General features: G+C 38.9%; 19 protein-coding genes and 1 tRNA gene. 14 read left to right on the top strand and 6 right to left on the bottom strand.

The genetic code is table 11. From position 1 onward, the window contains the following. Positions 1-132: 132 nt before the first annotated feature. Together PQ469_RS27830 and PQ469_RS27825 are read left to right on the top strand one after the other, a co-directional pair. Positions 133-1,119: a carboxypeptidase-like regulatory domain-containing protein gene (locus tag PQ469_RS27830; protein ID WP_274210595.1), complete on the top strand. Its 987-nt coding sequence runs from the start codon at positions 133-135 to the stop codon at positions 1,117-1,119. 95 nt (positions 1,120-1,214) lie between these two features. Then, the gene (locus PQ469_RS27825) at positions 1,215-1,919 is read left to right on the top strand and encodes a hypothetical protein (protein ID WP_274210594.1); all 705 of its coding nucleotides are present in this window, start codon (positions 1,215-1,217) and stop codon (positions 1,917-1,919) included. Between the two features lie 45 nt (positions 1,920-1,964). Here the strand turns inward: PQ469_RS27825 and PQ469_RS27820 are convergent, their stop codons facing one another. After that, positions 1,965-2,372, bottom strand: coding sequence for a DoxX family protein (locus PQ469_RS27820; RefSeq protein WP_274210593.1), 408 nt, complete (start codon positions 2,370-2,372; stop codon positions 1,965-1,967). A gap of 66 nt (positions 2,373-2,438) precedes the next feature. After that, positions 2,439-3,428 (bottom strand): S66 peptidase family protein, encoded by a 990-nt coding sequence (locus tag PQ469_RS27815; protein ID WP_274210592.1) that lies wholly within the window; start codon positions 3,426-3,428, stop codon positions 2,439-2,441. Positions 3,429-3,545: 117 nt separating this feature from the next. Here PQ469_RS27815 and metG point away from each other — a divergent pair, with 117 nt between their 5' ends. From metG to PQ469_RS27800, 3 genes are all read left to right on the top strand, one after another. Next, complete coding sequence (gene metG / locus PQ469_RS27810) at positions 3,546-5,618, top strand: methionine--tRNA ligase (RefSeq protein ID WP_274210591.1); 2,073 nt, start codon at positions 3,546-3,548, stop codon at positions 5,616-5,618. A gap of 127 nt (positions 5,619-5,745) precedes the next feature. Beyond that, positions 5,746-5,817, top strand: a tRNA-Arg gene (locus tag PQ469_RS27805). Positions 5,818-6,075: 258 nt separating this feature from the next. Next, positions 6,076-6,381 carry an Arm DNA-binding domain-containing protein gene (locus tag PQ469_RS27800; RefSeq protein ID WP_274210590.1) on the top strand — a complete coding sequence of 102 codons (306 nt, stop codon included), beginning with the start codon at positions 6,076-6,078 and terminating at the stop codon, positions 6,379-6,381. A 157-nt stretch (positions 6,382-6,538) separates the two neighbouring features. Here PQ469_RS27800 and PQ469_RS27795 read toward each other — a convergent pair whose 3' ends face one another. From PQ469_RS27795 to PQ469_RS27780, 4 genes are read right to left on the bottom strand one after another with little or no spacing between them, the layout of a single operon-like run. Further along, positions 6,539-7,591, bottom strand: a complete 1,053-nt coding sequence (locus PQ469_RS27795) for a hypothetical protein (protein WP_274210589.1) — start codon at positions 7,589-7,591, stop codon at positions 6,539-6,541. Between the two features lie 33 nt (positions 7,592-7,624). Next, the gene (locus PQ469_RS27790; RefSeq protein WP_274210588.1) at positions 7,625-8,554 is read right to left on the bottom strand and encodes a JmjC domain-containing protein; all 930 of its coding nucleotides are present in this window, start codon (positions 8,552-8,554) and stop codon (positions 7,625-7,627) included. 9 nt (positions 8,555-8,563) lie between these two features. Further along, complete coding sequence (locus tag PQ469_RS27785; RefSeq protein WP_274210587.1) at positions 8,564-11,650, bottom strand: lantibiotic dehydratase; 3,087 nt, start codon at positions 11,648-11,650, stop codon at positions 8,564-8,566. A 50-nt stretch (positions 11,651-11,700) separates the two neighbouring features. Next, positions 11,701-12,855: a lanthionine synthetase LanC family protein gene (locus PQ469_RS27780; protein ID WP_274210586.1), complete on the bottom strand. Its 1,155-nt coding sequence runs from the start codon at positions 12,853-12,855 to the stop codon at positions 11,701-11,703. Positions 12,856-13,540: 685 nt separating this feature from the next. Between PQ469_RS27780 and PQ469_RS27775 the strand changes: the two genes are divergently transcribed. The 9 genes from PQ469_RS27775 (at position 13,541) to PQ469_RS27735 (ending at position 23,010) form a co-directional block, all read left to right on the top strand. Further along, complete coding sequence (locus PQ469_RS27775) at positions 13,541-14,608, top strand: sensor histidine kinase (RefSeq protein ID WP_274210585.1); 1,068 nt, start codon at positions 13,541-13,543, stop codon at positions 14,606-14,608. 1 nt (position 14,609) lies between these two features. Beyond that, the gene (locus tag PQ469_RS27770) at positions 14,610-15,332 is read left to right on the top strand and encodes a LytR/AlgR family response regulator transcription factor (RefSeq protein ID WP_274210584.1); all 723 of its coding nucleotides are present in this window, start codon (positions 14,610-14,612) and stop codon (positions 15,330-15,332) included. A 770-nt stretch (positions 15,333-16,102) separates the two neighbouring features. Further along, a complete protein-coding gene (gene flmA, locus PQ469_RS27765; RefSeq protein WP_274210583.1) occupies positions 16,103-16,294 on the top strand; it encodes a FlmA family RiPP peptide in 192 nt (63 codons plus the stop codon). Between the two features lie 227 nt (positions 16,295-16,521). After that, entirely contained in the window at positions 16,522-16,704 is a 183-nt protein-coding gene (gene flmA, locus PQ469_RS27760) for a FlmA family RiPP peptide (protein WP_274210576.1), read from the top strand. Between the two features lie 77 nt (positions 16,705-16,781). Next, positions 16,782-18,248 (top strand): FlmE/OhkG family radical SAM/SPASM peptide maturase, encoded by a 1,467-nt coding sequence (locus PQ469_RS27755; protein WP_274210582.1) that lies wholly within the window; start codon positions 16,782-16,784, stop codon positions 18,246-18,248. A gap of 33 nt (positions 18,249-18,281) precedes the next feature. Then, on the top strand, positions 18,282-19,043 hold the full coding sequence (locus PQ469_RS27750; protein ID WP_274210581.1) for a head GIN domain-containing protein: 762 nt from the start codon (positions 18,282-18,284) through the stop codon (positions 19,041-19,043). 27 nt (positions 19,044-19,070) lie between these two features. Beyond that, a complete protein-coding gene (locus tag PQ469_RS27745; RefSeq protein ID WP_274210580.1) occupies positions 19,071-20,435 on the top strand; it encodes a condensation domain-containing protein in 1,365 nt (454 codons plus the stop codon). Positions 20,436-20,682: 247 nt separating this feature from the next. Next, positions 20,683-21,879: a glycosyltransferase family 2 protein gene (locus PQ469_RS27740; RefSeq protein WP_274210579.1), complete on the top strand. Its 1,197-nt coding sequence runs from the start codon at positions 20,683-20,685 to the stop codon at positions 21,877-21,879. Between the two features lie 207 nt (positions 21,880-22,086). Then, entirely contained in the window at positions 22,087-23,010 is a 924-nt protein-coding gene (locus PQ469_RS27735) for a peptide arginase, FlmR/OhkR family (RefSeq protein WP_274210578.1), read from the top strand. Positions 23,011-23,019: the final 9 nt, after the last annotated feature.

Genomic DNA, 23,019 nt, shown 5'->3' with positions numbered 1-23,019 from the left:
ATATGTTAATAGCCAACGTTTTGGTAAATGGCGTAAAATTTTGATTACATCGCTGATATTTTAAAATAATTAAATATCTGACTATGAATCTGCTTATATTTATGGTTAACTTTAATACTTATTATAATTAAAATGAAAAAGCAAATCTTATCTACCTTATTGTGTGTTTTAGCCGCGCAGCTTGTAATGGCGCAGTCGATAACCGCATCGGGTACAGTAAAAAATGAAAAAGGGCAGGCTGTTGCTTCGGCCCTGGTGCAGGAAGCAGATACAAAAACCGCTACTTATACAGATTCTACGGGCTTTTTTACCTTGTCTTTAAAAGGTAATTCAGCTATCGTTGTTAGTGCAAGGGGCTATAAGGATGAGAAGGTAACCGGAAAGGATAATCTTTTGGTTGTTCTTAAACCAGGTAAATCTTCGGCGAAGGCACTGAACCTTGATGACCCTAATAAACCGGCAGCAGGTGTACCTCTGGAGAATAAAAATCAGGGAACAGCTTTTTTTAATGTGTCTGGCGCCAGCGGCAGCTTATTTAACATCAGCCATAAAGAAGATACCAAAGGAAGCCGTTATTTAGTTGGCGATGGCTGGGCTAAAGGCTATGTGGTTGACAAAACCGGCGCTACTGTTAAAAACGACAATTTTGCCTATAACTATGACAAGATCAATGGATCGTTGTTATTAACCCAGGATAAACGCGCGGCCGTTGATGTTGACCGGGATCAGATAAAAAGTTTTACCATCTATAATAAACTGGACCAGCCCGAAACATACCAGTTAATTACCGCTATAAATCCTACCCATTACACTCAGGTGTTATCAGATGGCAGTAAATACAAAGTTTATAAGTATACAAAAACAACTTTCGTGAAATCGGACTTTAAAACCGATGGTATGACCTCAACCGGGAACCATTATGACGAATATGTTGATGAGCCAACTTATTATGTGCTTAACGTTAAAACTTCGGCTTTGCAAAAAATATCTTTAAAAGCAAAAGCCATCAAACAAGTTTTCGCTGCCGATGCGGATAAAGTAAAAGCGTATTTCAGCGATCATGCTGATGATGATATTAACGATACCTTCCTGAGCAACCTTGCCGATTCATTGAATTAGCAAATCGGGAAAGAATATATTTTTAAAAAGACCGTTAGCATAAAACCTAATGGTCTTTTTTATTATAATTTAAATAAAAATTTTACCGGTTTAAAATGAAAATAAAACATATAGCAGCGCTCGTGTTGTTCATGATAACATGCGACGTTTTAAAAGCGCAGACAGGCACAAACAGCATTTCATCTACGGGGATCATGTCTGGTACAGGGATGGCCTATAACCTGGTTAACAATGAAGGTACCAAGGGCAGCAGGTATTTATTTGACACCTGGGTTAAAGGTTACGTTACCGACAACAAAGGAAATACAGTTAACAGCGAAAATTATACATTTAATTATGATAAAATAGGGGGCGCATTACTACTGAGCCAGGATAAACAAACCGCCATTGCCGTTGATAAAGAACATGTAAAAAACTTTGTGGTTTACAATAAGGCAGATAAGGCTATGGCTTTTGAATACGTGCCCGCAATTGATGCCACGCACTATTGCGAAGTATTGGCAACCGGGAGCAAGTATAAAATATATAAGTTTACCAAAACCAGGTTTATAAAAGCCGATTATAAGAACGATGGTATATCATCAAGCGGCAACAAATATGATGAGTATGTTGATGAACCTGCTTATTATGTAGTTGATGCTAAAACACCGGCACCACAAAAAATAAGCTTAAAAAATAAAGCCATTAAGCAAGTTTTTGCTGCAGATGCGGATAAAGTAAAAGCATTTTTTACAGACCACAAAGATGATGATATTGACGAAGCATTCTTAGCGGCCCTCGGCAACTATCTGAATCAGTAAATTAGTAAGCACGACGTTGTTTGCGGCCTGCTTGCTAATTCGGGGCTACTTTTTATCCACACTATATTTACCCGGGCCTATAAATATTAAGCCGGCAAATACTATGGCGTCTTCAATAGCATGAGCCGCATCGCCCAGGCTACCGCCGGTACGTAGGTGCATTAATGCCGCGATAGCCAGGTTGATAAACAATAAAATACATACCGGGCGGAATGCAAGCCCGATAATAAGCAGGAACCCGCCCAGCAGTTCGGTAACAGCTGCCAGTAAGCCCCACACCATAGGTAAAAAGTGAATGCCAATATATTTCATTGATCCGCCAAGCTCGGTCCATTCCTTAGGGCCTCCCATCAGTTTAGGGTAACCGTGGTAAATAAACATAACGCCCAAACCCACACGGATAATTAAAAGTCCGAAGTTTTTGTAATTGCCTAAATTGCTAAATAATGCCATGTACTAATGATTAAAATGGTGTTTTAGTTTTGATTTCCCGAAGCCAGGATTTTTAATGCCTGGACGTTATATAAATTTCAAAATGCTGTGTTGTTCCCCTACACTAAGGGTTACATTTCGGCCCAGTATAAGGCTGCAGTTATCGGGTATATGCCCTGCCGGAAAATCAAAGCATACCGGATAATTATACTGCTGTACAATATCCATAATAATTTCGGGTACGGTTTGGCCAAAGGGAATATCGTTATCTTTTACATCGGTAAACCCTCCAACCACCAGGCCGGCCAGGCTTTTGAGCTTGCCCGCCCTGTCAAGGCAGCGCAGCATGCGGTCGATGCTGTAAAGATATTCGCCTACATCTTCAATGAATAACACTTTTCCTGTGTAATCAATATCAGATACTGAGCCCGATACCGCAACAAGTAACGACAGATTGCCACCGACAAGCAGGCCGCTGCTATCGCCGGTGCGATTGGCGGTATGCGATGTAAATTCGTAAGTCAATGGTTCGCCAAATAAAGCCTTTCGCAGCGTATCTAACGATCGTGCCGATGCATCCGGGATATTTACCGGCATTTGCCCATGAATGGTTTGTGCGTGGTAATTGGCAAACAGGTGGGTGTGTAATACAGTAATATCGCTAAAACCGATTATCCATTTGGGGTATTGGGCAAACCGGCTAAAATCAACTTTGTCAATCATCCGGACGGTGCCATAGCCGCCCCGCGCGGCTATGATGGCTTTAATGCTGTTATCGTCAATAAAACGTTGCAGGTCTTTCGCACGCAATTCATCATCGCCGGCAAATTGATGGTAGGATGCTGTCACGGTTTCACCCAATATAACTTCCAATCCCCATGATTGTAACAGGGTAACCGCGTCTGTCATTGGATTGGGCAGTTTTTTTGCCGGGCATACAATGGCAATTTTATCACCTTTTTTTAAGTAAGGAGGAAGTTGGAAAGTTGGGAAGTCGGGAAGCCCGGAAGTCGGTGAGTTTGAAAGATCCGAAGTCGGCAGGTCCGCATGTTCAGAATTAGTTAGTGATTCACTCATGTTTATGTAATAAAGGCTTTCTATCTTTCTGACTTTCGGACTTTCTGACTTCCCCGTCTTTCGGACTTTCCCGACTAAAAACCTATCTTTGCAAATTATTTATAACGTCGCTTATTCATGTCACAACTCAACAAATATAAAAGATATACGGTTACTTCTGCATTGCCTTACGCCAATGGTCCTTTACACATTGGCCACCTGGCAGGTGCTTACCTGCCGGCCGATATTTTTGTAAGGCACCTGAGGCTCAAAAAAAAGGATGTGTTATACGTTTGCGGATCTGACGAGCATGGCGCCGCCATTACCATCAAGGCGAAAAAGGAGGGTACTACGCCCCAGGCTATTATTGATAAATACCATACCCAGATAAAAGAAAGTTTTGAAGAATTTGGAATAGCATTTGATATTTACCACCGTACGTCGTCGCCTATACATCATGATTTATCGCAGGAATTTTTTCTGAACCTTTACGAAAAGGACGAGTTTATCGAAAAATTCAGCGAGCAATATTATGACGAGGATTACCAGCAATTTTTAGCAGACAGGTACATTACCGGCACCTGCCCAAACTGCCATAATGAAAATGCCTACGGCGATCAGTGCGAGCGTTGTGGCACGTCATTAAACCCAACCGACCTGATAAACCCGGTATCAACCCTAAGCGGCAAAACGCCTATATTGAAACCAACCAAACATTGGTACCTGCCTTTGGATAAATACCAGCCCTGGCTGGAGCAATGGATAGATACCAAAGAAGGCGATTGGAAAACCAACGTATTTGGCCAATGTAAATCGTGGCTAAAATCGGGACTGCAGCCACGCTCTATGACCCGCGATTTGGACTGGGGTATTGATGTGCCACTGGAAGAAGCTAAGGGCAAAAAGCTATACGTATGGATGGATGCACCGATAGGCTATATCTCGGCCACCAAACAATGGGCCATTGATAATAATAAAGACTGGAAATTATACTGGAAAAAGCAAGCCGATGAGCAGGATAATGCCTGTTTGCTGCATTTTATTGGTAAGGATAATATTGTGTTTCACTGTATTATTTTCCCATCCATACTGCACGCTCATGGCGAGTACATTTTACCGCAAAATGTACCCGCCAACGAGTTTTTAAACTTAGAGGGCGACAAACTATCAACCTCGCGCAATCACGCCGTTTGGCTGCATGAATACCTGCAGGAATTTCCGGGCAGGCAGGATGAGCTGCGCTATGTATTAACCTCGATTTTGCCTGAAACCAGCGACAGCGAGTTTACCTGGAAAGATTACCAGGCCCGCATCAATAACGAATTGGTGGCTATACTGGGTAATTTTGTAAACCGGGTAATGATACTGATGCACAAATTTTACGATGGTAAAGTTATAAGCGCGTCTGATAAACTCGAATTGCAGGATGAGTACCTGAATACCGAGATTGGTATTTGTTATGACGAGATAGAAAAAAACCTGGAAGCTTATCGCTATCGCCAGGCCTTGCAGGCCGTAATGGATATTGCCCGCCTGGGTAACCGCTACCTTACCGAAAAGGAACCATGGAAAGCTATTAAAACCGATCCGGAAGGTGCAAAGGAAGCCTTGCACAACTGTTTGCTCATTATTGGTCATTTGGCTACTGCCGCGCAGCCATTTTTGCCGGCAACAGCAAAAAAGATCATAGGTATGTTAAACCTGCCCAACCAGGTTATTACTTACGATCAGGAGATCACTTTTGATAACGGCCATCAGCTAAACCCGGCCGCGTTATTGTTTAATAAAATTGAGGACGACGCGATTGACTACCAACTAAAAAAGTTACAAGATAAAAAAGAAGCCGCCGCCCCGGAAAAAACTATAAACGTGCAGCCCGCGAAAGAGAATGTTAGTTTTGAAAGCTTCGCGGCAATGGACATCCGCACGGGGACTATCCTGGCTGCCGAAAAAGTGGCCAAAACCAAAAAACTGCTCAAACTAACCATAGATACAGGCATCGACCAACGGACAGTGGTATCCGGCATAGCCGAATATTACGAGCCGGAAGCCATCATAGGCCAAAAAGTGAGCATCCTGGTAAATTTAGAGCCGCGTGAAATAAAAGGCATCGTATCGCAGGGGATGATCCTGATGGCCGAAAACAGCGAAGGTAAACTAAGCTTTGTTGCACCGGTGGAGGATTTTCATACCGGGGCAGTGATCAGGTAGATTTTGGATGTGCAGATAGTTGTTTTTTTAACCCGATAAAAATTTGCTGCTTAGGCATGTGATTTTTCAGGTATAATTTGCACCTTTGCAAGCTGATTAAAGGATGTGCCTTTTATCAGCCACAGCAGGTCCCGTAGTTCAACGGATAGAATAGGAGTTTCCTAAACTCTAGATATGAGTTCGATTCTCGTCGGGACCACATATGCTTAATTCAAAAACAATCAAAAGCCTGTAAATCAAATATTTACAGGCTTTTTGATTTTGGTAAAATGGCCATTTTATGCATCTTTTTTCACTGTTCTGGTGAGTTTTAGAGCGTTTTTTTGCCACTTACCGATTTACTCACCAAAAGTGCAATAATTTATTGATTTTCAACATGTTCAGAATTTGAACATCTTGATTTTCGTGGCCTGTAAATGTAGGTTTGTAACGATTGTGAACAAAAATTGGTGAGTAAATGAAGACAAAAAATTTTAACCTACTTTTTTACTTAAAGAAGGTAAAGGGCTATGAATCAGGTAATCTACCTATCTATTTGCGTATTTCCGTTGACGGAAAAAGGAGTGAGGCAACTATCGGGCGAGGAATCGAACCTGAAAAATGGGACGAAAAACGCGGAAAAGCCCGTGGAAATACGGAGGATGCCAGGAGTTTAAATGCCCATTTGGACAGTATCCTGGCGAAGCTGAAACGTATCCATACCCACCTGCTGGACAGTGAAGAAGAGATCTTCGTCGATACCTTGCGGAACGAACTGGACTGAAAAGAAAAGAAATCTAAATGTTACTGGAGATTTTCGGCGATCACAGTAAAACGGATGGAATTTCTGATTGGTAAGGGCTTGAGGCCAATACGCTCAAAACCTTTAAAAGATCTTTTGAAATTTAAGCGACCAGACTATGAATTGCGGAAGGTCGATTTTAATTTTCGGGAACAATTCGCTTGATAAAATGACTTTTGAAATCATTTATTCCAATAAGCTTTTCGCTTATAAAAGCATTCGTTAAACTATAAAAGTCGTTTTTAGATTCAAATTTAGATGATTCTATTATTTGTAAGATATCTGAGATAAGGGATACTTTTAAGACATCAAATTTATAAGATAAAGAAATGTTCATGAATTGCGCGAAGGCACCTTTGTAATTTTCATAGTTTTCTTGGTGAAAATTTCTTTTGATATATATCCAGAATTTCATGATTTCCCGGTCATTGGTATTTTCTTTCATTTTTACCTTATCAAACAATAATCTAAAAATAAAAAAATCATCATAAGGGTCTTTTCGATTATGTAGCGGCCAGGCGGCCATTTTTCTGAAAAGCTGGTAAAGACAACCTTCTCTGATATATATATGCGAATTATACAAATCTTCGTCTCTAAACATTCTGCTTATTAATACTTTATTCGGTTTGCCATCTGCTAAATATTGCAGGAGATGTTTTTTAAGACACAGGCCCTCCGTGATACGCCCCTCCTGAATATAAATGCTTGATAGATTAAGGTTTTGCTCAAATATTCTGAACATAGCGGTCTTTAACCCCTTGCTAATCAGGTATTCATTTAAGGCAATACACTCAATTAGCTTAGACTTCGCTTTTTCAAAACTTCTGTTTTTGTAATAATATAGTCCCCATACAGATAAACTCCATTGTTTTAAGTATAAATAACTATCGCAATGGAAATCGTTTTCTACCATTCGATCGAGCTTTATGAGCTTCCTTAGTGCACTTTTTCCCTTTTTCTGGTTAAAAGGTAGCACAAGCTCCTCAAATTCTGCTTTGGCGATTCGAATTTTATTAATTTCCTGCAACTTCTGTTTGCTGTTAATTAATTGTTTCAGTTCTTTGTTTTCCGAAACTATCAAAACCTTTTTAAAATCATATGGCATATTTTGCTCTTCTTTCGATTTCGCGAAATCTGACCATCGGAGGTTGAACAGACTCAGGAGGAGATTTTCCGGTGTGGTTTTACTCATTTGATCTTAATGAAGTGTTTGTGAAAATTTGAATTAATTACCCAGATCAAATGGAATATGATAAGTACTATTACCTTTTTTTATCTTGTTCTCGCGATTTAATGTTGCTATGGTTGCGGAAAATTGACGGTCGTCAAGGTTTTCAATACACTTAATCAAATCGTTTTTAATCTGCATTTTGAGCTGAGTTAAAGCCTCGGGATTGCGGGGCATTGTAATGTAATAGGATTCATTTTTTAATAATTCAGGATGAACATACGATTCCAAAATGCAGACAATCAAATCCAGTACATTATTATTCCGAACAGCTATCGACATACTTAAGGAATTATTTGTTTCGGGGTTTGCTTTATGCCAGATCCCACTAGGAATATATAATATATCTCCTTTGTTAAGAACATATTCAGTTTCCGGCTGCAAACTTTCTTTATCCTGAGAATTATCCCCACTTTTAAAAACTTGCCATTTTTTTTGCCCTTCCAACTGAACGGTAAATACAGCTACAGGGTCGTAGTGAATATCAAAGGATAGTTGATTGATGGCGTTGTAAAACAACGTGATATCGATATCGCTATGAAGCTCCTCTGACAGCTGGTGCGCAAAGCTTTGAATATTCAGATTATATTCCTGAATACCACTAATGATCAAGGACGCCTTTTTATTGATGAGATCACTTACTTTCTGAGGATCTATTTTTGTTTTTTCATACGAATCATTTGAATAGTAAGAAATAGTTTCCTGATAAAGCCCGGGATCCAATATTTTGCCATCTATGGACATGCGTATTTCTGGAAACTGAACACAACTTGCATGGGTGTTCAGAAAATAATTAAGGTCACCAAAAGAAAAGAAATCTTTAAATTTCTCTTGTTCTCCTTTAATAAAAAGAACTTTTTTATTGTGATAATTTTCAAGAAAATGTTCCTTTTCTAATGGATGTAAGATTTTTTCAAGTACAGTCATTTTTTTAACTTATTGAACGATTACAGATGCTCTTATGAGTTTTGAATAGTAATGGCGCTCAAGTAAATGATATAACAGTAATTCATGCTTTCTATGGCTAAAGCAAAATAGCCGGTTGATGTGCATGTGGATTAAGCTGGAAATTAAATCATTAAAATCTGTTTCTTTTGTTTTTTTTAAATGTGTTATTTCATTTATATCCCAACGTGTATCGGCGCTTCTGATCTTTATAATTTCGTTCAATTGACGTTTTTCTTGGTCTGTAGTTTTTTTATTTTCCAGATAATTATTGATAGCTTCCTGCATTAATCTGTATTTGCTATTTAGCTGTTTGAGCAGCATTTTACTTCCACCAAATTCCTGAAAGAATGCAACCCTAAGCCTGTCAACCAAAAAGTGTCTTTCCTTCAATGAGAATCCAAAATCAGTAAATAATTGATCGATACTATACAAAGCCGCTATTGTTTTAGGCATAAAGCCTTTATTAATAAGCTTTAGCAATTTTAAAACAGCAATGCTGTCTTTGTAAAAGAAATGTTCGACTTCTATGATTTTTTCAAATCCATATCTTTCGATTTCTCTTTCGTAACTGTCAACAATGACCCTGGAAACGATTTTTTTCTTTATCCATAGGTCCAGGCCATTCATAAAAAACTGATAAAGTTTTCCCTGTGTTTCCCGGTGTGTATTGAAGAATCTTATTCTGAGGTGATCAAATTCATCTTTATACCGTACAAAAAAGAAATGTTGGAAAAGCAGCTTGTTTTTCGTGATGAAGGGGTATACAAAATCCGTTAGCAGACGTTCCAGATTAAGTGCCCCCCCATAAATTTTTAAATACAACCATTCTGAATGTGGCGGAAACATTCGCTTGATCTTATTAGAAATTAGTGGTGCTTTTGCGCCGGTTTGTATAATTTGTTGCTGTTCTGTGTAAACCGGTATGAGAAGGTCGCTTATGTAATGCTTGTTATTGGGGTCTGAAATGATTGATTTATTGCTGTGGTAAATAAATTCTTCCAAAATAATTTCTTTTTTACCGGATAAGCTTTTTAAAAACAAGGCGACTCCAGCAGTCGTTTTAAGGTCAATCAGTAATTCATCCTCATATTCGATTAATAATAATTTTGAAGGCATTTTATATTTTAATCTGAATTTTTCGAGGAAAGTGGAGTGCCGGTTATGATCCTCCGGAAGACCGGATAGGTGCTTGGCTGTGATCTTCCAGCGGGCTCTTTTTAGAATGATATTCTTATAAACCACTGATGGAAGATAGGTCAGCTTTTCCAAATCGCCCCAATCCCAAACGGCCATCAATTCCCTGTCCTGATATTGTACGTCGCATAAAAATTTATATACAGTAAGCGGTTTGTTGTTGAAATTATGAGCCGTGGTTAACCGGGGAATGAGGCGTTTTTTTAGACTTTGACTATAAAGAAGGACACGATCGTTTCGGACTGTTACAACTATATCGTCAACTGTGATCTGATTCTTTGTATCTGGGCCTTGTCCGCCGAGATATTGAATACTGTATTTTCTTAAATTGGGCCTAATTAAAGAATTACCTACCCCTGTTGCCGGGGTATGGATGATCTCCGCGTAAATTGAGTCGCCGTCAATTGCTTCTTCTTTTGAAATTATATCGTTGACGAGCCCCATAATTTTTCGGTCCCCATAAGCAAACCTTCCTAGCAGGTTTGCTCCGGAAGGCCCGGAAATATTTTTAAGGGCAAATGAAAACTTTTCTTTGTTGATTTCATCTTCAGATTTTAGGAGGCTTCCGAAGATACACATGCTTGATGGGATGTAAACGTTTTGGCCTCTTTCAAGTCCTTCAAGTTCTGAATGTTCAATTTTGATCTCATCAAGGCCATTATCCAGGTATTGCCTGTATTTGTTGATGCAGAAATCCCTGATAGCTGAATAATCTGTTTGTGTATAACCGTCAAAAGATGTGCTGTTTAGATCTGAAATTAGGTCTTCTTCAGAATAGGAGTCAAAATTGAACTGACTGTATCCGACACCGTAATCCATATCAAGCGCTGTCATCAGCGGGACATATTGGTCCTGATATGATTGACTGAATTTGTTTTTGAAAATCTCAAGAAAGTTGTTTCTGTTTTTTTGAGTTAGGCAGCACAGATCATCAATTTGAGAGGTTATTTCCTCAATTAACTGCCTGTTCATCGTATTTGAAACTAATTTTAAGAACAGGTCTGCATGTAATAAACTTTTACGCCGAAATGGAGAGTTGACCAGCGTAGATAATTGCTTTTCAATATTGTGGTAATCGGGAATTGTGTTCTCGTTTTTCTTTAAAGCAATTGATACCCCTGTTAAATTAGAGATGAGCGTGTTGATCTGTTGATTAGAGTCATGCTCTTTTAATTTTACCAGAAGTGAATCTAGTGGATCGGTATCTGTCATTCGCGGCTCAAGCTCACAAATAAGCAACCTGGCCCGTATCAGCTCATTTATATAATTGTTAACTTCATTCTGGTTGGCGTCGGTATGGATATTTAAGTATTCGGTGAGCTGTTTTAGTGTTCGGCCCGGTTTCATAAAACGGAATATCGAATTCAGTAACGCCGATTTTGCTATTGAAGAGAGCTTAAATTCTCTGGTGTCGCCTTTGTCCAGGTATTCAATGTATCGTACAACACCAGGTAGGCTATATAAAGAATCGTTAAGCCGAAATTTTAAAATGGGTAAAATTTCCGGGATACTTTGTAAATGTTGAACCAGCTCATTTATGAATGTTATATCTACCCGTATTTTCTTAAGATGATTTTGCGGGCAAGATAGCTTTATAGCAGTAGGCTCCGGCTTTAACTCCAACAATGCAATTCCTGCGAATACACCGAAAGGCGTTGCTCGTGTGCAACTCCGTAGCCAGTATTTAGTAATACTTTCTTTTAGTTTTTTATCTTCTTGGGTAGTTATTTCCCGGGATTTGAGCAGAGCGGCATATAGCTGAGGCGAGGCCCAATAAATTCCTTCTTCAAAACTTGCAGGAAGAGGATCAGGAACATTATTGTAGGCTTCAGAATCGTAGAAAGGAACGCGGATAACTATCTGACCGAAATTTCTTAACATAGACAGTTTAAATTAAATCATCGACATTAGCAGGGGGACGTTTTGATGGTTTAGGAAATGTATAATAATTCGTCAATTGGAGGCAGGGATGGTTTTAAGTGCAACATATGAGCAATTCCAATACCTATTATTCCCAAACTAAAACATGTATTCCAATTATACTCCTCCGGTTTGGCTACCATGCTTAAAAATCCACCGAACTTATTTTTACAGCCTGCATAGCCTGCCGTTTGCCTGTGCCAGTAAGTGGATCGGTATTTGTATCTGGCATCATTAGTAATTGCAGCTATCTTATTAAATGCGAGGCCCAAACCGGCTGCTCCATAGGTTAAACTGGCATCCCAGGTAAGATTATCCTCTTTTGAGCGATGCAGGCATGTTTCAAGAATCTCTGATGACTTGTTTTTTAAAATTGGATCATCCAGCAACAACGCGGCCTTGTACAACGCATAGCCAATACCAAGGTCTCCGTAACATTGAGAAAATTGGGTTTGAAAAAGGTCCTCACCAATGTAATTCGGAAACAAGCCATTGATCTGGTCTCTTTTTTGTTTAATAAGAAATTTCGCCGCGCTTCGGATTATAAGAAGGCATAAGTTTTGCTCGATTCCTTTTTCATAAACATTAGCCAGGAAATTTATAATAGATGCGGATCCGTGTGAAATGCCCAGATATACTTTATTTTCCAACTGTGGGGCGGGCCAATAAAAATCCCCGTCGGGATCCCGGTGTGCTCGATTGTAACATTCTTTTATACAGTTTATTAAATTGCGCTCAACCAAACCCTGTTGCTCGGTTCTTGATAAAAAATAATTCCCTGCAGCAAGCGCCCCACTTGAAGTATCGAAGTCAGAGCGGTTAATTTGATGGATGATTAGTTCTGACATTACTACGTCGAGATCTGCAAAATAATCATCTGCGTCTATCGTAAAAAAGACGTTCTTCTTATTGAATTCGATAAATCTACCTAAGCCGGACAATTGAACATCAATAGAATCTACTTTATGAGTTGGCTTAAAATTGTAGATATCTAAACGCCGCAGGCCATCCCAGAGAAAATGCTCCGCACTTGATCTGTAAGCTTTATTATTGGTGTATAAGGCGTAATAGCTATAAAAGAGAGACAATCCCAACAAACCGGTTTCAAGGGTTGCCAGGCCAATTGATGAAATCAGTTCAGGAGATTGTAGCCTTTCCCGGATCATATGAATCTGGTCGTTTATTAGCAAATCATCAGAATCGTTAGATCGCATGGCCTGTGATGGAGTCGCTTTAACAGAAAAAAAATGTTTAAAACAATACCAAATAACGTCAGAACTTAACAGTCATTTTGGATTGTCTAAAAATTGGCATTCTCACAGCCGGTTTTCCTTTGGAAACGTGATTACATCATTTTTGGGGAATAAAATGCTGTTATTGCAACAAGTAGCAATATGACATGTCCCCGGAAAACAGCTGTCGGTTTGCGTAGATGATGTAGGGATGGTGTTTCTCAATTGTCTGGCATTGAGCGAAGCGATCACTTGCCTATCAAGTCCGATTTTGTTTAATTTTAGCTTTTTCATATTTCTGGTCTGTATAAATGTGAAATTATAATATCGGTTTATTTTTTTACGGGCGTTACTGAACAGCTTATTTATTAAATGATATATGAGTAGTTGTTACTATCGTTACTGTGGTTGGATCAGTTTCGGTAGGAAATCTTCCATTCTGATTATCATGGTATTTGTACAAGGATTTATACTTTGGAAATGTGAGTTTTTTGGGTTTTGTTTTCATTTTTGATGGTTATAATCCAATTGTAAAAAATAGATATTTAACTTCAAAAATAATTACACGAAAGGCAATTTAGGCAATACCAACACTACATTTGATTATATTTGAATTGAAATGGAGTTAAAACCTCAACCTGGAAATTTTCCAATCAAGAATCATTTTATTTTTTGGATGATATTTATTGCCTATGAGATAATAATTTCGCGTTCTTACAGCGGTACGTTTTCTTCTGTACTTGACTATATTACCTACTATACCCTTAATATAACACTGTTTTACATACATGCCCAATGCCTAATAAGTTTCAGTTTTTCAGGTAGGTTAAAATATATTTTGTGGTTATTAGTCTTTGCGGCCGAGTTACTGTCGTATTTATTTATAAAATATATAATTTCAATATGCTATTATAAAATTGGTTTGTATCAGAGTGCTCCCAGTAAAGTTGGCGTTTTTTTCAGAGAGGGGGTCTGGCGCGGTTTTTATTTTATGGGTCTGGGCTCGGCGTACGGTTTTTTTGTATCGTCTATCAGATATAAAAACAGAGTGACGGAACTTGAGATCGGAAAATTGCAAAACCAAATAGCTTTGAAAGAGCTCGAAAATGAAAAACTGTTTTCAGATATTGCTTTTTTAAAGGTTCAAATCAACCCTCATTTTATCTTTAATACGCTCAGCCTGATTCACAACGATGTCGCGAGGCTTTCCGAAGAGGCGGGAGAACGTCTGCTGATGTTATCCGATGTAATGCGTTTTGCAATAGAAGAACCAGGTCCCGATGGAAAGATAGATCTGGAAATTGAATTAACGTATATTGAAAATTATGTTTTTTTGAATCAGGAGCGTTTTAATAAAGAATTGAATATTCATTTGTCGGTAACCGGAGAAGTTTCCGAAGCGCGGATAATTCCTTTAATCATTATTACGTTAATAGAAAATGTCTTTAAATATGGAGAGTTAAGAAGAAAGGAATATCCGGCCAAGATTGATATCGGCGTAGAAAATGGTCAATTGCAGCTGTTGATTACGAATAGAAAACGATCCGGTAATTATTTAAAAGGTTTTGGAATAGGTATGAAAAACATTCGTAGGCGGCTTGATTTACATTACATGAATAATTACACCTTAGAGATCGAGCAGGCCCTTGAGGACTATTCGTTAAGGCTTTACATTAATTTGTTATAATATGAATTGTTACATTATCGATGATGAATTACATTCAATAGATACGATTAAAGGATATATTTTAAAATCTGATAAGCTGCAGTTTGCGGGCAGTTCAACAAACCCGGTTCGCGGACAATCGGAAATAAACAGTAGAGATGATGTAGATTTGGTTTTTATAGACATTGATATGCCTGACGTTTCCGGTCTTGAACTGACAAAGTTGATACCGTCTGAAATCGCCGTCATTTTTATTTCAGCCCATCATAAATATGCTGTAGATGCTTTTGAACTTAATGTTGTAGACTTTCTCTTAAAACCGATTTCTCTGCCAAGATTTCTTAAGGCGATTCAGAAAGTCGAGACAGTCAAAGGGGCGCTATTGAAAGACACCTATCGAAGTTCGGACTCTTTGTTTATAAGTCCGGGAACCCGGGGGAAGGTGATACAGGTTCACTTAAACCAAATAGTTTACATTGAGGGGTTGAAAAACTATGTAATCGTCCATTTAACAAGTGAAGAGAAACATATAACTTATCTTACGATGTCTGAAATTGAGATGGCTTTACCCCAAGTTCAATTTATAAGAATTCATAAATCATTTATAGTTAATAAGTCGATGATCCAAAGTATTGAAGGGAATATGATTACCGTTAACAGTAAAATCCAATTGCCCCTTGGACATACTTACAAAGATAAATTCAAAGATATAATCGGTATGATTATGCTCAAGAGCAAAAGGTAATGTAGCGCGTGTCGATTGTAAAATATGGTGACGATAGCGCGCGGCTGTCGCAATACCTGATCTATTGATTAGTCCAGGTTGAAAAGTTCCCTGCCACTCAGGAGATTACTGAAAAAATAACTCAACAATGACAGTACCTAAGGCGATCAAGTTAAAGTTGTCTTTTACTTCATCAATTATTTTTCTAAGGCTATTTGCGCATAGCCGATAGGGCGAATTTGGGCGGATGAGCTGCCTGACGAGTGCTTGTTAGCCAATTAGTTTATGACTCTTTTTAAGTTAACCGATAAGATCGCCAATGCACCTGCATATTTTCGATCCCGTAAGATACTGCCCGGTCACAACCAGCAACATTTTAGATAATTAAATCTGCCCTGGTTTTCAATGTAAAATTTTTTAATGAATATGGTCATTGAAGCTCCCGATCAGGATAACTGTTGGTGTAAATCAAAGGTTAGTTTGTGTAATAAATGTTAATGGGACAATGCATCCCCTTAACTTTATTTTAAGCAGTCCGCAACGGAGTTGAGAAGAAGTCTCAGCTTTTCAATTTTTAAAACATTTCAATAATAAACATTTATGCTGGTAACATTCTGCAATGGCTGATTGGGCTGCGGACAGATTTAGATGGTTGTTTATATAGTGATTACAATTAAAACAATCGTGACTCACGCAGGGGCCAATAACAAATGTAAACCAGGCATAATGCAAAATAGTGCCGAAATCGAAATTTACATATATAATATATTAACCAATTTAATTAAGTAATAATGGAAAACAAAAATTCGAGAGTTGCCGGTTTGAAAACATCAGGTGTAGAACTGATCAAGCCACGGAAAATTGAAGATGTTTATGCTAATACGCAAATGGTTGAAGCATTTTGCGGTGAGTTTGGAAAAGGAACAGATTGTCGCGGAGTTAACGCTGCTGTTGAAGCGGATGAAGACAGTTTGCTGTTTTAACATTTAGAACAGCCTGTTCCCATCGGATTTTGGGGAGTGAACAGTACATTGTAATAAAGGCGGCATGATAATGCTTGTTTTCCTATCGCCGTTAACAGTATTTGTTTCCTGAAACCGGTCTTAAAGCGGATGACAGTAGGTTTACTGACTAAAAAATCTCCATAAAAGTGGAGTTTCAGTTTGCTTTTTTAACAGTTTATTAATCAATAATTTAAAACAAAAAAAGGATGAACAATCAACAATCAATGCCAAAAGAACAAATCAAGGAATTGATCAAACCGCGTAAAGTGGAGGATGTGTATTCGAACACCCAGGCAGTAGAAGCATTCTGCAGGGAATTCGGAAGCGGAACAGATTGCAGGGGTGTTAACGCTGCGATCGAATCAGATGAAGACAGCTTGCTGTTTTGATTTGAATGAAAAGCCGGCGGCATGTAGAAATGCGGCCGGCTCTTTAGGTATGGATTTAACAGCAGATATTACAGAAGATGAAGGATATAAAATATAGTTTTTACAATGTTATAGTTCCGATAGCAGAAAAGTCTGAATATCTGATTTATAATTTGATCAGCGGAGGGCTGGAGGTTTTAAATTGGGAACAGGGCTCTTATGTTGAAACTGTCGGGCAATCGGTATTAAGGCTTGATGATAGTGTTGGTGCAGAGCGTCATAAGCTGTTGAACTACCTTTATGATAAGGGTTTTTTTGTAAAAGGGGATTTAAACGAACGTGAAGAATACAACAAGTTTTATTCAAAAAAAAGGGAACTGTTGTATGATAAGGATGACGGGAGTATTAACCTGACGGTGGGCACTACGATCATGTGCAATATGGGTTGCCCATATTGTTTTGAGTTTGTAAAGCCCAATAAGTCATTAAATGATATCGAGAACCTTCGTTCAATCATCAATTATATTAATGATATGCTTGAGCAATCGCCGGTAAAAAGATGGCATGCGCTCAATGTTACCTGGTACGGTGGCGAACCTTTGATTAATAAGAACGCAATATCGAGGCTAACCCCAATGTTAAAGGATCTTTGTGCCAAGCATGGTATCAGCTATTCGGCCAATATCATCACGAATGGTATCCTGCTTACTTCCGATAACTGGGCACTTCTAAAAAACTGCGATGTAAAAAATGTACAAATTACGGTAGACGGGCCACAAAAAACGCATGACAAAAGCCGTCCGCTCAAGGGGCGTAATAATGAAAAGAAGAATTATTTTCAGATACTTGAAAACCTTTGTTTAATGCCGGCTGGTATGCATGTCACGGTGCGGATCAATACAGACCGTGAGATAGCCGACTCAATAGATGAGCTGTTTCAGGATTTTCATGTATTTGGTTTGTGGCCAATGCGCTCGGACCAGATTTCTTTTAGCACAGCCTGGTTGCGTACGTATGAAGAGGCGAACGAGTCTGACCTGAGTGCCCGGTTTAGCGTAGGTGACTTTTTTGATTTTCAGCAGTCTTTCAGGTTGAACCTGGTAACGCGCTATAACCGGTGGGCTGCACAAAACCAGCGTGAACAGGCCCGGTTAAAATGGGTGTTGCCAGAAATACAGGATGAGTGTGCTACGTGGGTGTCTCCGTACAGCCTGGTAGTTGACCCGGACGGCAATATTCATAAATGCTGGGAAACCATTCATGACGGTAAGGAAGCGATCAGTCACGTATCACAGGGCTTTAAAATAGAATCACATCAACCATATATGGATTATGACCGTTCACAGGTTAACGAGATATGCAGTTCATGTAAATATTTGCCGGTATGTGATAAGTTATCCTGCTCGCATCAGGCTTTAAAAGAGGGCATGCCAGATTGCACGCCCTGGAAAACCAAAACGGAAGACAGTCTGAAACATCAATATCTATTAATGGACAGCAGGCCAGATCTGATCATTTTTCCCGGGCATACTAATAAAGTAAACACAGGCCATTCCAATAAATAACCCGGTTAGTACCACATAGCTAAGTCCGTTGACATGGAAAACACACTTACATCACAGCAAGCATATATTGAGCGATTTATAGCGAGGAAGGCCTTGGTTTGGTTACTGCTCTTGCTTGTTTTTTCCAACGCAAGAGCACAAGCTATCAAGGGAAATGGTCAAAAACAACAAAAAATATATTTTGTGAGTAATTACTCATCGATTGAAATATATACTCCGGTAAATGTTTATCTCACTAACGATACCGGAGCGGTAGCTATCGAAGCTGACAGCAACATCGTTCGCCATATACAAGTAAAGGCAGTCAAAGGCACACTCGTTATCAAAAACGATCCGGGTACGTGGTTCAATCCCAAAACTTTTTTCAAGATATTAATTCCTGCTAAGAAGATAAGAAATATAAAAAACATAGGTTCGGCCGATATCAATACGATTAATGCCACACTAACCGGGCCTTCAGTTCAAATTGTTAACATTGGTTCAGGGAAAATAAAGGTGGCTATAGATTGTAATGATTTAAAAGTGAAAGGCAGGGACGCGGCGGATTTTGAGCTGTCAGGCAAAACACAACACGCCATGTTTGATTTGTCGGGAAGTGGGGACGTTCGAGCACAGGAGTTATCAACAAATACAGCGGAGTTGAGCTTAAACGGAAGCTGCGATGCTTGGGTTAACTGCCTTGTTAGGTTAAATGTACATATACCACTCAGCAGCAGCAGTACGGTATATTATAAAGGAAACCCCCAAATTAAAAAAAACGGGCTGGGAGGCAGTATTGAAAAACTTGTGCTTTAACATTTCAACAGATTAAACATGGATCACATGCCGGCAGAAATAATCGCGCCTTCCGTTTCACAAAAAAAGTGGTGGCTGGCAAATACCCATCCGGATAAATCGGGCTATCAGGATGCGCTGATTTTAGACTTTTACCCTCAAAAAGTAGATGTTGAAGTTTTAAAAAAAACAGTAAGCACACTGTATGAAAGGCATGAAAGCTTACGAACAATTTTTCCCTTTATAGAGGGCAAAATCAGACAGGTTATTTTGCCAAATACATTGGATCGCTTTGATCTGCAATATTATGACGCCAGCATGCTACCCCAGCACGAGCAACATGATTTTATGGTGCAAAAGAAAATGATCAGTTTTCATGAGCTCCAAAATGGGCCAGTAAGCAAATTTCTGTTGTTTAAAATCAATGATGATCTGTACAATGTATGTGTTGTCGTCCATCACATTATTGCAGATGCATGGTCAGTTAAGATCCTGAAAGCTGAAATGGTGGATGTTTATTCAAAACATAAGTCCGGGAAATATCCAATCTTTGAATCACCTTCAGTTCAGTTAAAGGAATACACCCAACTACAGAACTACCAATGCCAAAAAAACAAGCATAGGGATATTAACTACTGGAGGCTGGTTTTATCTGATCATCCATCGGCACTGGGCTATCATGAATATGCCGACAGCGATCTTAAATATAACGGATGTCATCTTCCGCAGCAGGCTATCGCCTATGTTATGAATTTCACCGATGCTGCCCATGCCGGGATCCTTTCATCTTCCTTATCTTTGAAATTTGGGTTAAGCTCTGTTTTTTATACTGGTTTCCTTATCAGTTTGAACCTCCTAAACAAAACAGACAGGATGGTTTTTGCATCACCGGTCGCCAATAGATTTTTAAATAAATTTAATAATACGATTGGTTGTCTGACCGGGGGGATTTACTTTGTCCACACTTTGAATCATGAAACTACTATTTCGGATGTGGCCGCCAGTTTTTGTTTAAACCTTGTAAGTGCATGCAGGCATATAATTTTTGACCACGGATATCTTGATTTAAACGAGAGTTATCTTCGTGGGAATTGCCACTTGTATGCTAATCTGGAATTGAATAAGCTAAGTTCAGAATCGCTAATTGGCCAGGACAGCCCAGCGGGTTATCAACAACATCAAAGTACTTATTATGCTTTGGAATGCGCCGCATCTCAATACCAGGATGCTTTTGCATTTCGCTGGAGCTGCAATTTGCGTTTCTTCAAACCATCGTTTTTAGAAACACTTTCCTTTGTTCATAAAAATGTGATGAGCTATATCGTTGCCCACCCTGATCATCAGGTTAAAGACTTATTACAGGCATTGAAACACAGCGAGCTATCAGATACTGCGCAATCGCTGTATAACTAAGCATAATCACGATCAGTTTTTGACACATGATCGATAGCAGAATAAATAACCAAGCCAAATATGATTGCTTTGGCCGTTTTCTAACGATCCTCGGGGCTGTTTTTCTATAAGCTTGCCGAGTGCCCGGTAATTTACTTCTAAATAACATGTTACAGAGCGTTAACATCCGGATATGCCCCTATTCAAGCTCTTTAATCTGATAGAGTAACACCAAACAGGACCATTCAGAATGATAAAAACAAATACCATGAAACCGAAGAAACATCAACAATTAGACCTTTTTTCGTGGGTAAAACAACCTGCCGGGCTTTCTAAAAGAATGGCTGTACTCATTCCGCAATTCAATGAGTGTAAAAATGCGGAATATTACCGTCGTCGTCTCACATATTTTTCAGCTTTGGCGCATAAGTATGCTTATGAGTTGGATATCATATTGATCGATGATGGTTCAAACGATGGGAGCAAGGAAATATTAACCCGTTTTCAACAACGCGGTGACAGTGGTTTTTATTCTGCAGTTATAGCTAAGAACACTCAAAAGGTTGGAGCATTAAATTTAACGGCTATGAATATTTCTCATGATTACATAACTGTATCAGACTTTGATACCGACCTTAACCACCTTGAGAATTTGAAAATGGCAATTCTTCGTTTGGACAATTCAAAAGAATATATGGGTTGTTATTTCAGGATGTACCCCTTTGGAGAAAGAGGCCTTACTTTTAAAATGCAGCAATTGGAATACTGCTTTGCCAGAACATACTATAAATTACACCAAAAAGAGCAGACAGTACCTGTTATGCCCGGTGCAGGGTCTTGTTACCGCAGAACTATGTTGCTGGATATTTATAAGTTGCATTCGGGTTTAAGAAGTGGCGAAGACCGGGAAGCCGCCACTATTGGCGCCAGGCTTAATTTGAAAGTTTTTTACTTCGAAAATGTAGAAGCTTTAACCCGTCCACCCGGCCGGTTACCTCAACTGATAAGCCAACGGGTCCGCTGGTACACAGGTTACATTGAAACTGTTATTAAAGAACGCACATTTTATTTTAGCCAGATCAAGTCGGCGAGCGTTGTTGGAATACGTACCCTGCAAGATTTTGCATCTATTTTACTGTTATTGTTGTTTCCGGCACTTGCAGGAATTGTAATTGTTACCAGCATCAAAAACCTTTTCATTGTTTTATCAATAACCTATTGTTTAAGTGAATGTTATTATTTCCTGCTGTTGACATGCGCAGCTAAAGAAAGAAGATTTACTGGTAATATTTCCGGGCTGAGCATATTGGTATACCCTTTGTTTTGGCTTGTAGTTTCTTTTGTTTCCTGGTGGAGAGCGGTGATATACTGTTTCTCAAATTATAAAAAAATAAAAGCGCATTTTAATCTGAACCAAGAGAATGTTGTGCCCGGTGTTTTATATACACATGAAGCAAGCGTTTAAAAAGGTTCGGCGCATTGAATGGCATGCCAGGCAATGTGTTTTAACCTCGATTTATTCATTCTACGAACAAGACCACCAATATCAAACCTGATGTTGGTGTAAACATCAGGCATGCTTGTGTAATAAATATTTTCTGCGAATGATAATGGCTTAAATTTATAAAACAGGCACTCAACTTATAAACCCAACCGAATATTTAATAGTTATATGAGATTACAAAAGATACCGGTTTTTATTCTGGAAGAACACAACGAAGCCTTTTATGTGTGGAATGAATGTGTACAAAATGGCATAATACCTGCTGCCGATAATGTTTTGTATCATATTGACGAACATGGCGATATGGGGGTTCCGAGGTTTAATAAGTCAATTAATAGCTTAAACCCAGCTGAGCGGGGTGAAGTTAGGACGTTTACTCATGAGGAGATCGGGATAGGCTCATTTATTATGCCGGCCATGTACAAAGGGATTTTTAACAGCATTTACTGGTTTAAATTACAACATAAAACCAGCAGGCACGACCATCTCCTGTATGTAAGAACTTATAATGCAGATGGATTGAAACTCCTGTCAGGGCCGGTTACCGACGAAATCAGGAAAGCTTCAGAAGTTGACCGTGATTTAAAGATCTTCGATTTTCATCTGAATAACATCGATGAAATGCCGGAGGCCCTGTTTTCTATAGCGCTTGATATTGATTTAGATTATTTTTCTTGTTCCGGAAACCCGGTAGAGTTATATGAGATAAGTATTGAAATAACAAAAGCTGAATACGACAAATTTCATAGTTCACCTTACCACCAAAGCAAATTTCTGGGTTTTAAATCTAACGTGTATGAAGCAGATGGCAAGTACCATCTTATTCTTAATGATTACAAGCATACCTATCCTGACCTTTATCCTTTTACCTTAAAGGTAGATCGAGAACTGATCATTGAACGAATAGGCGAGGTCATAAACAAATTAAAGGAGCGCAAGGTGCTACCCAAAGTGATAACTATTTGCCGGTCGCGCTTTAGCGGCTTTACACCGGATGACCAGTGGGAGTTTATTGAAGATTCATTGTTAAAAGGGCTTAAATCTTTATATGAACTGGAAGTTCATTTAGTTGCCGAGCTTGAAGTTGCCTAATCAAAGTGA

The organism is Mucilaginibacter sp. KACC 22773 (assembly GCF_028736215.1).
Lineage (GTDB): Bacteria > Bacteroidota > Bacteroidia > Sphingobacteriales > Sphingobacteriaceae > Mucilaginibacter.
This window is presented reverse-complemented; position numbering and strand designations above follow the sequence as displayed.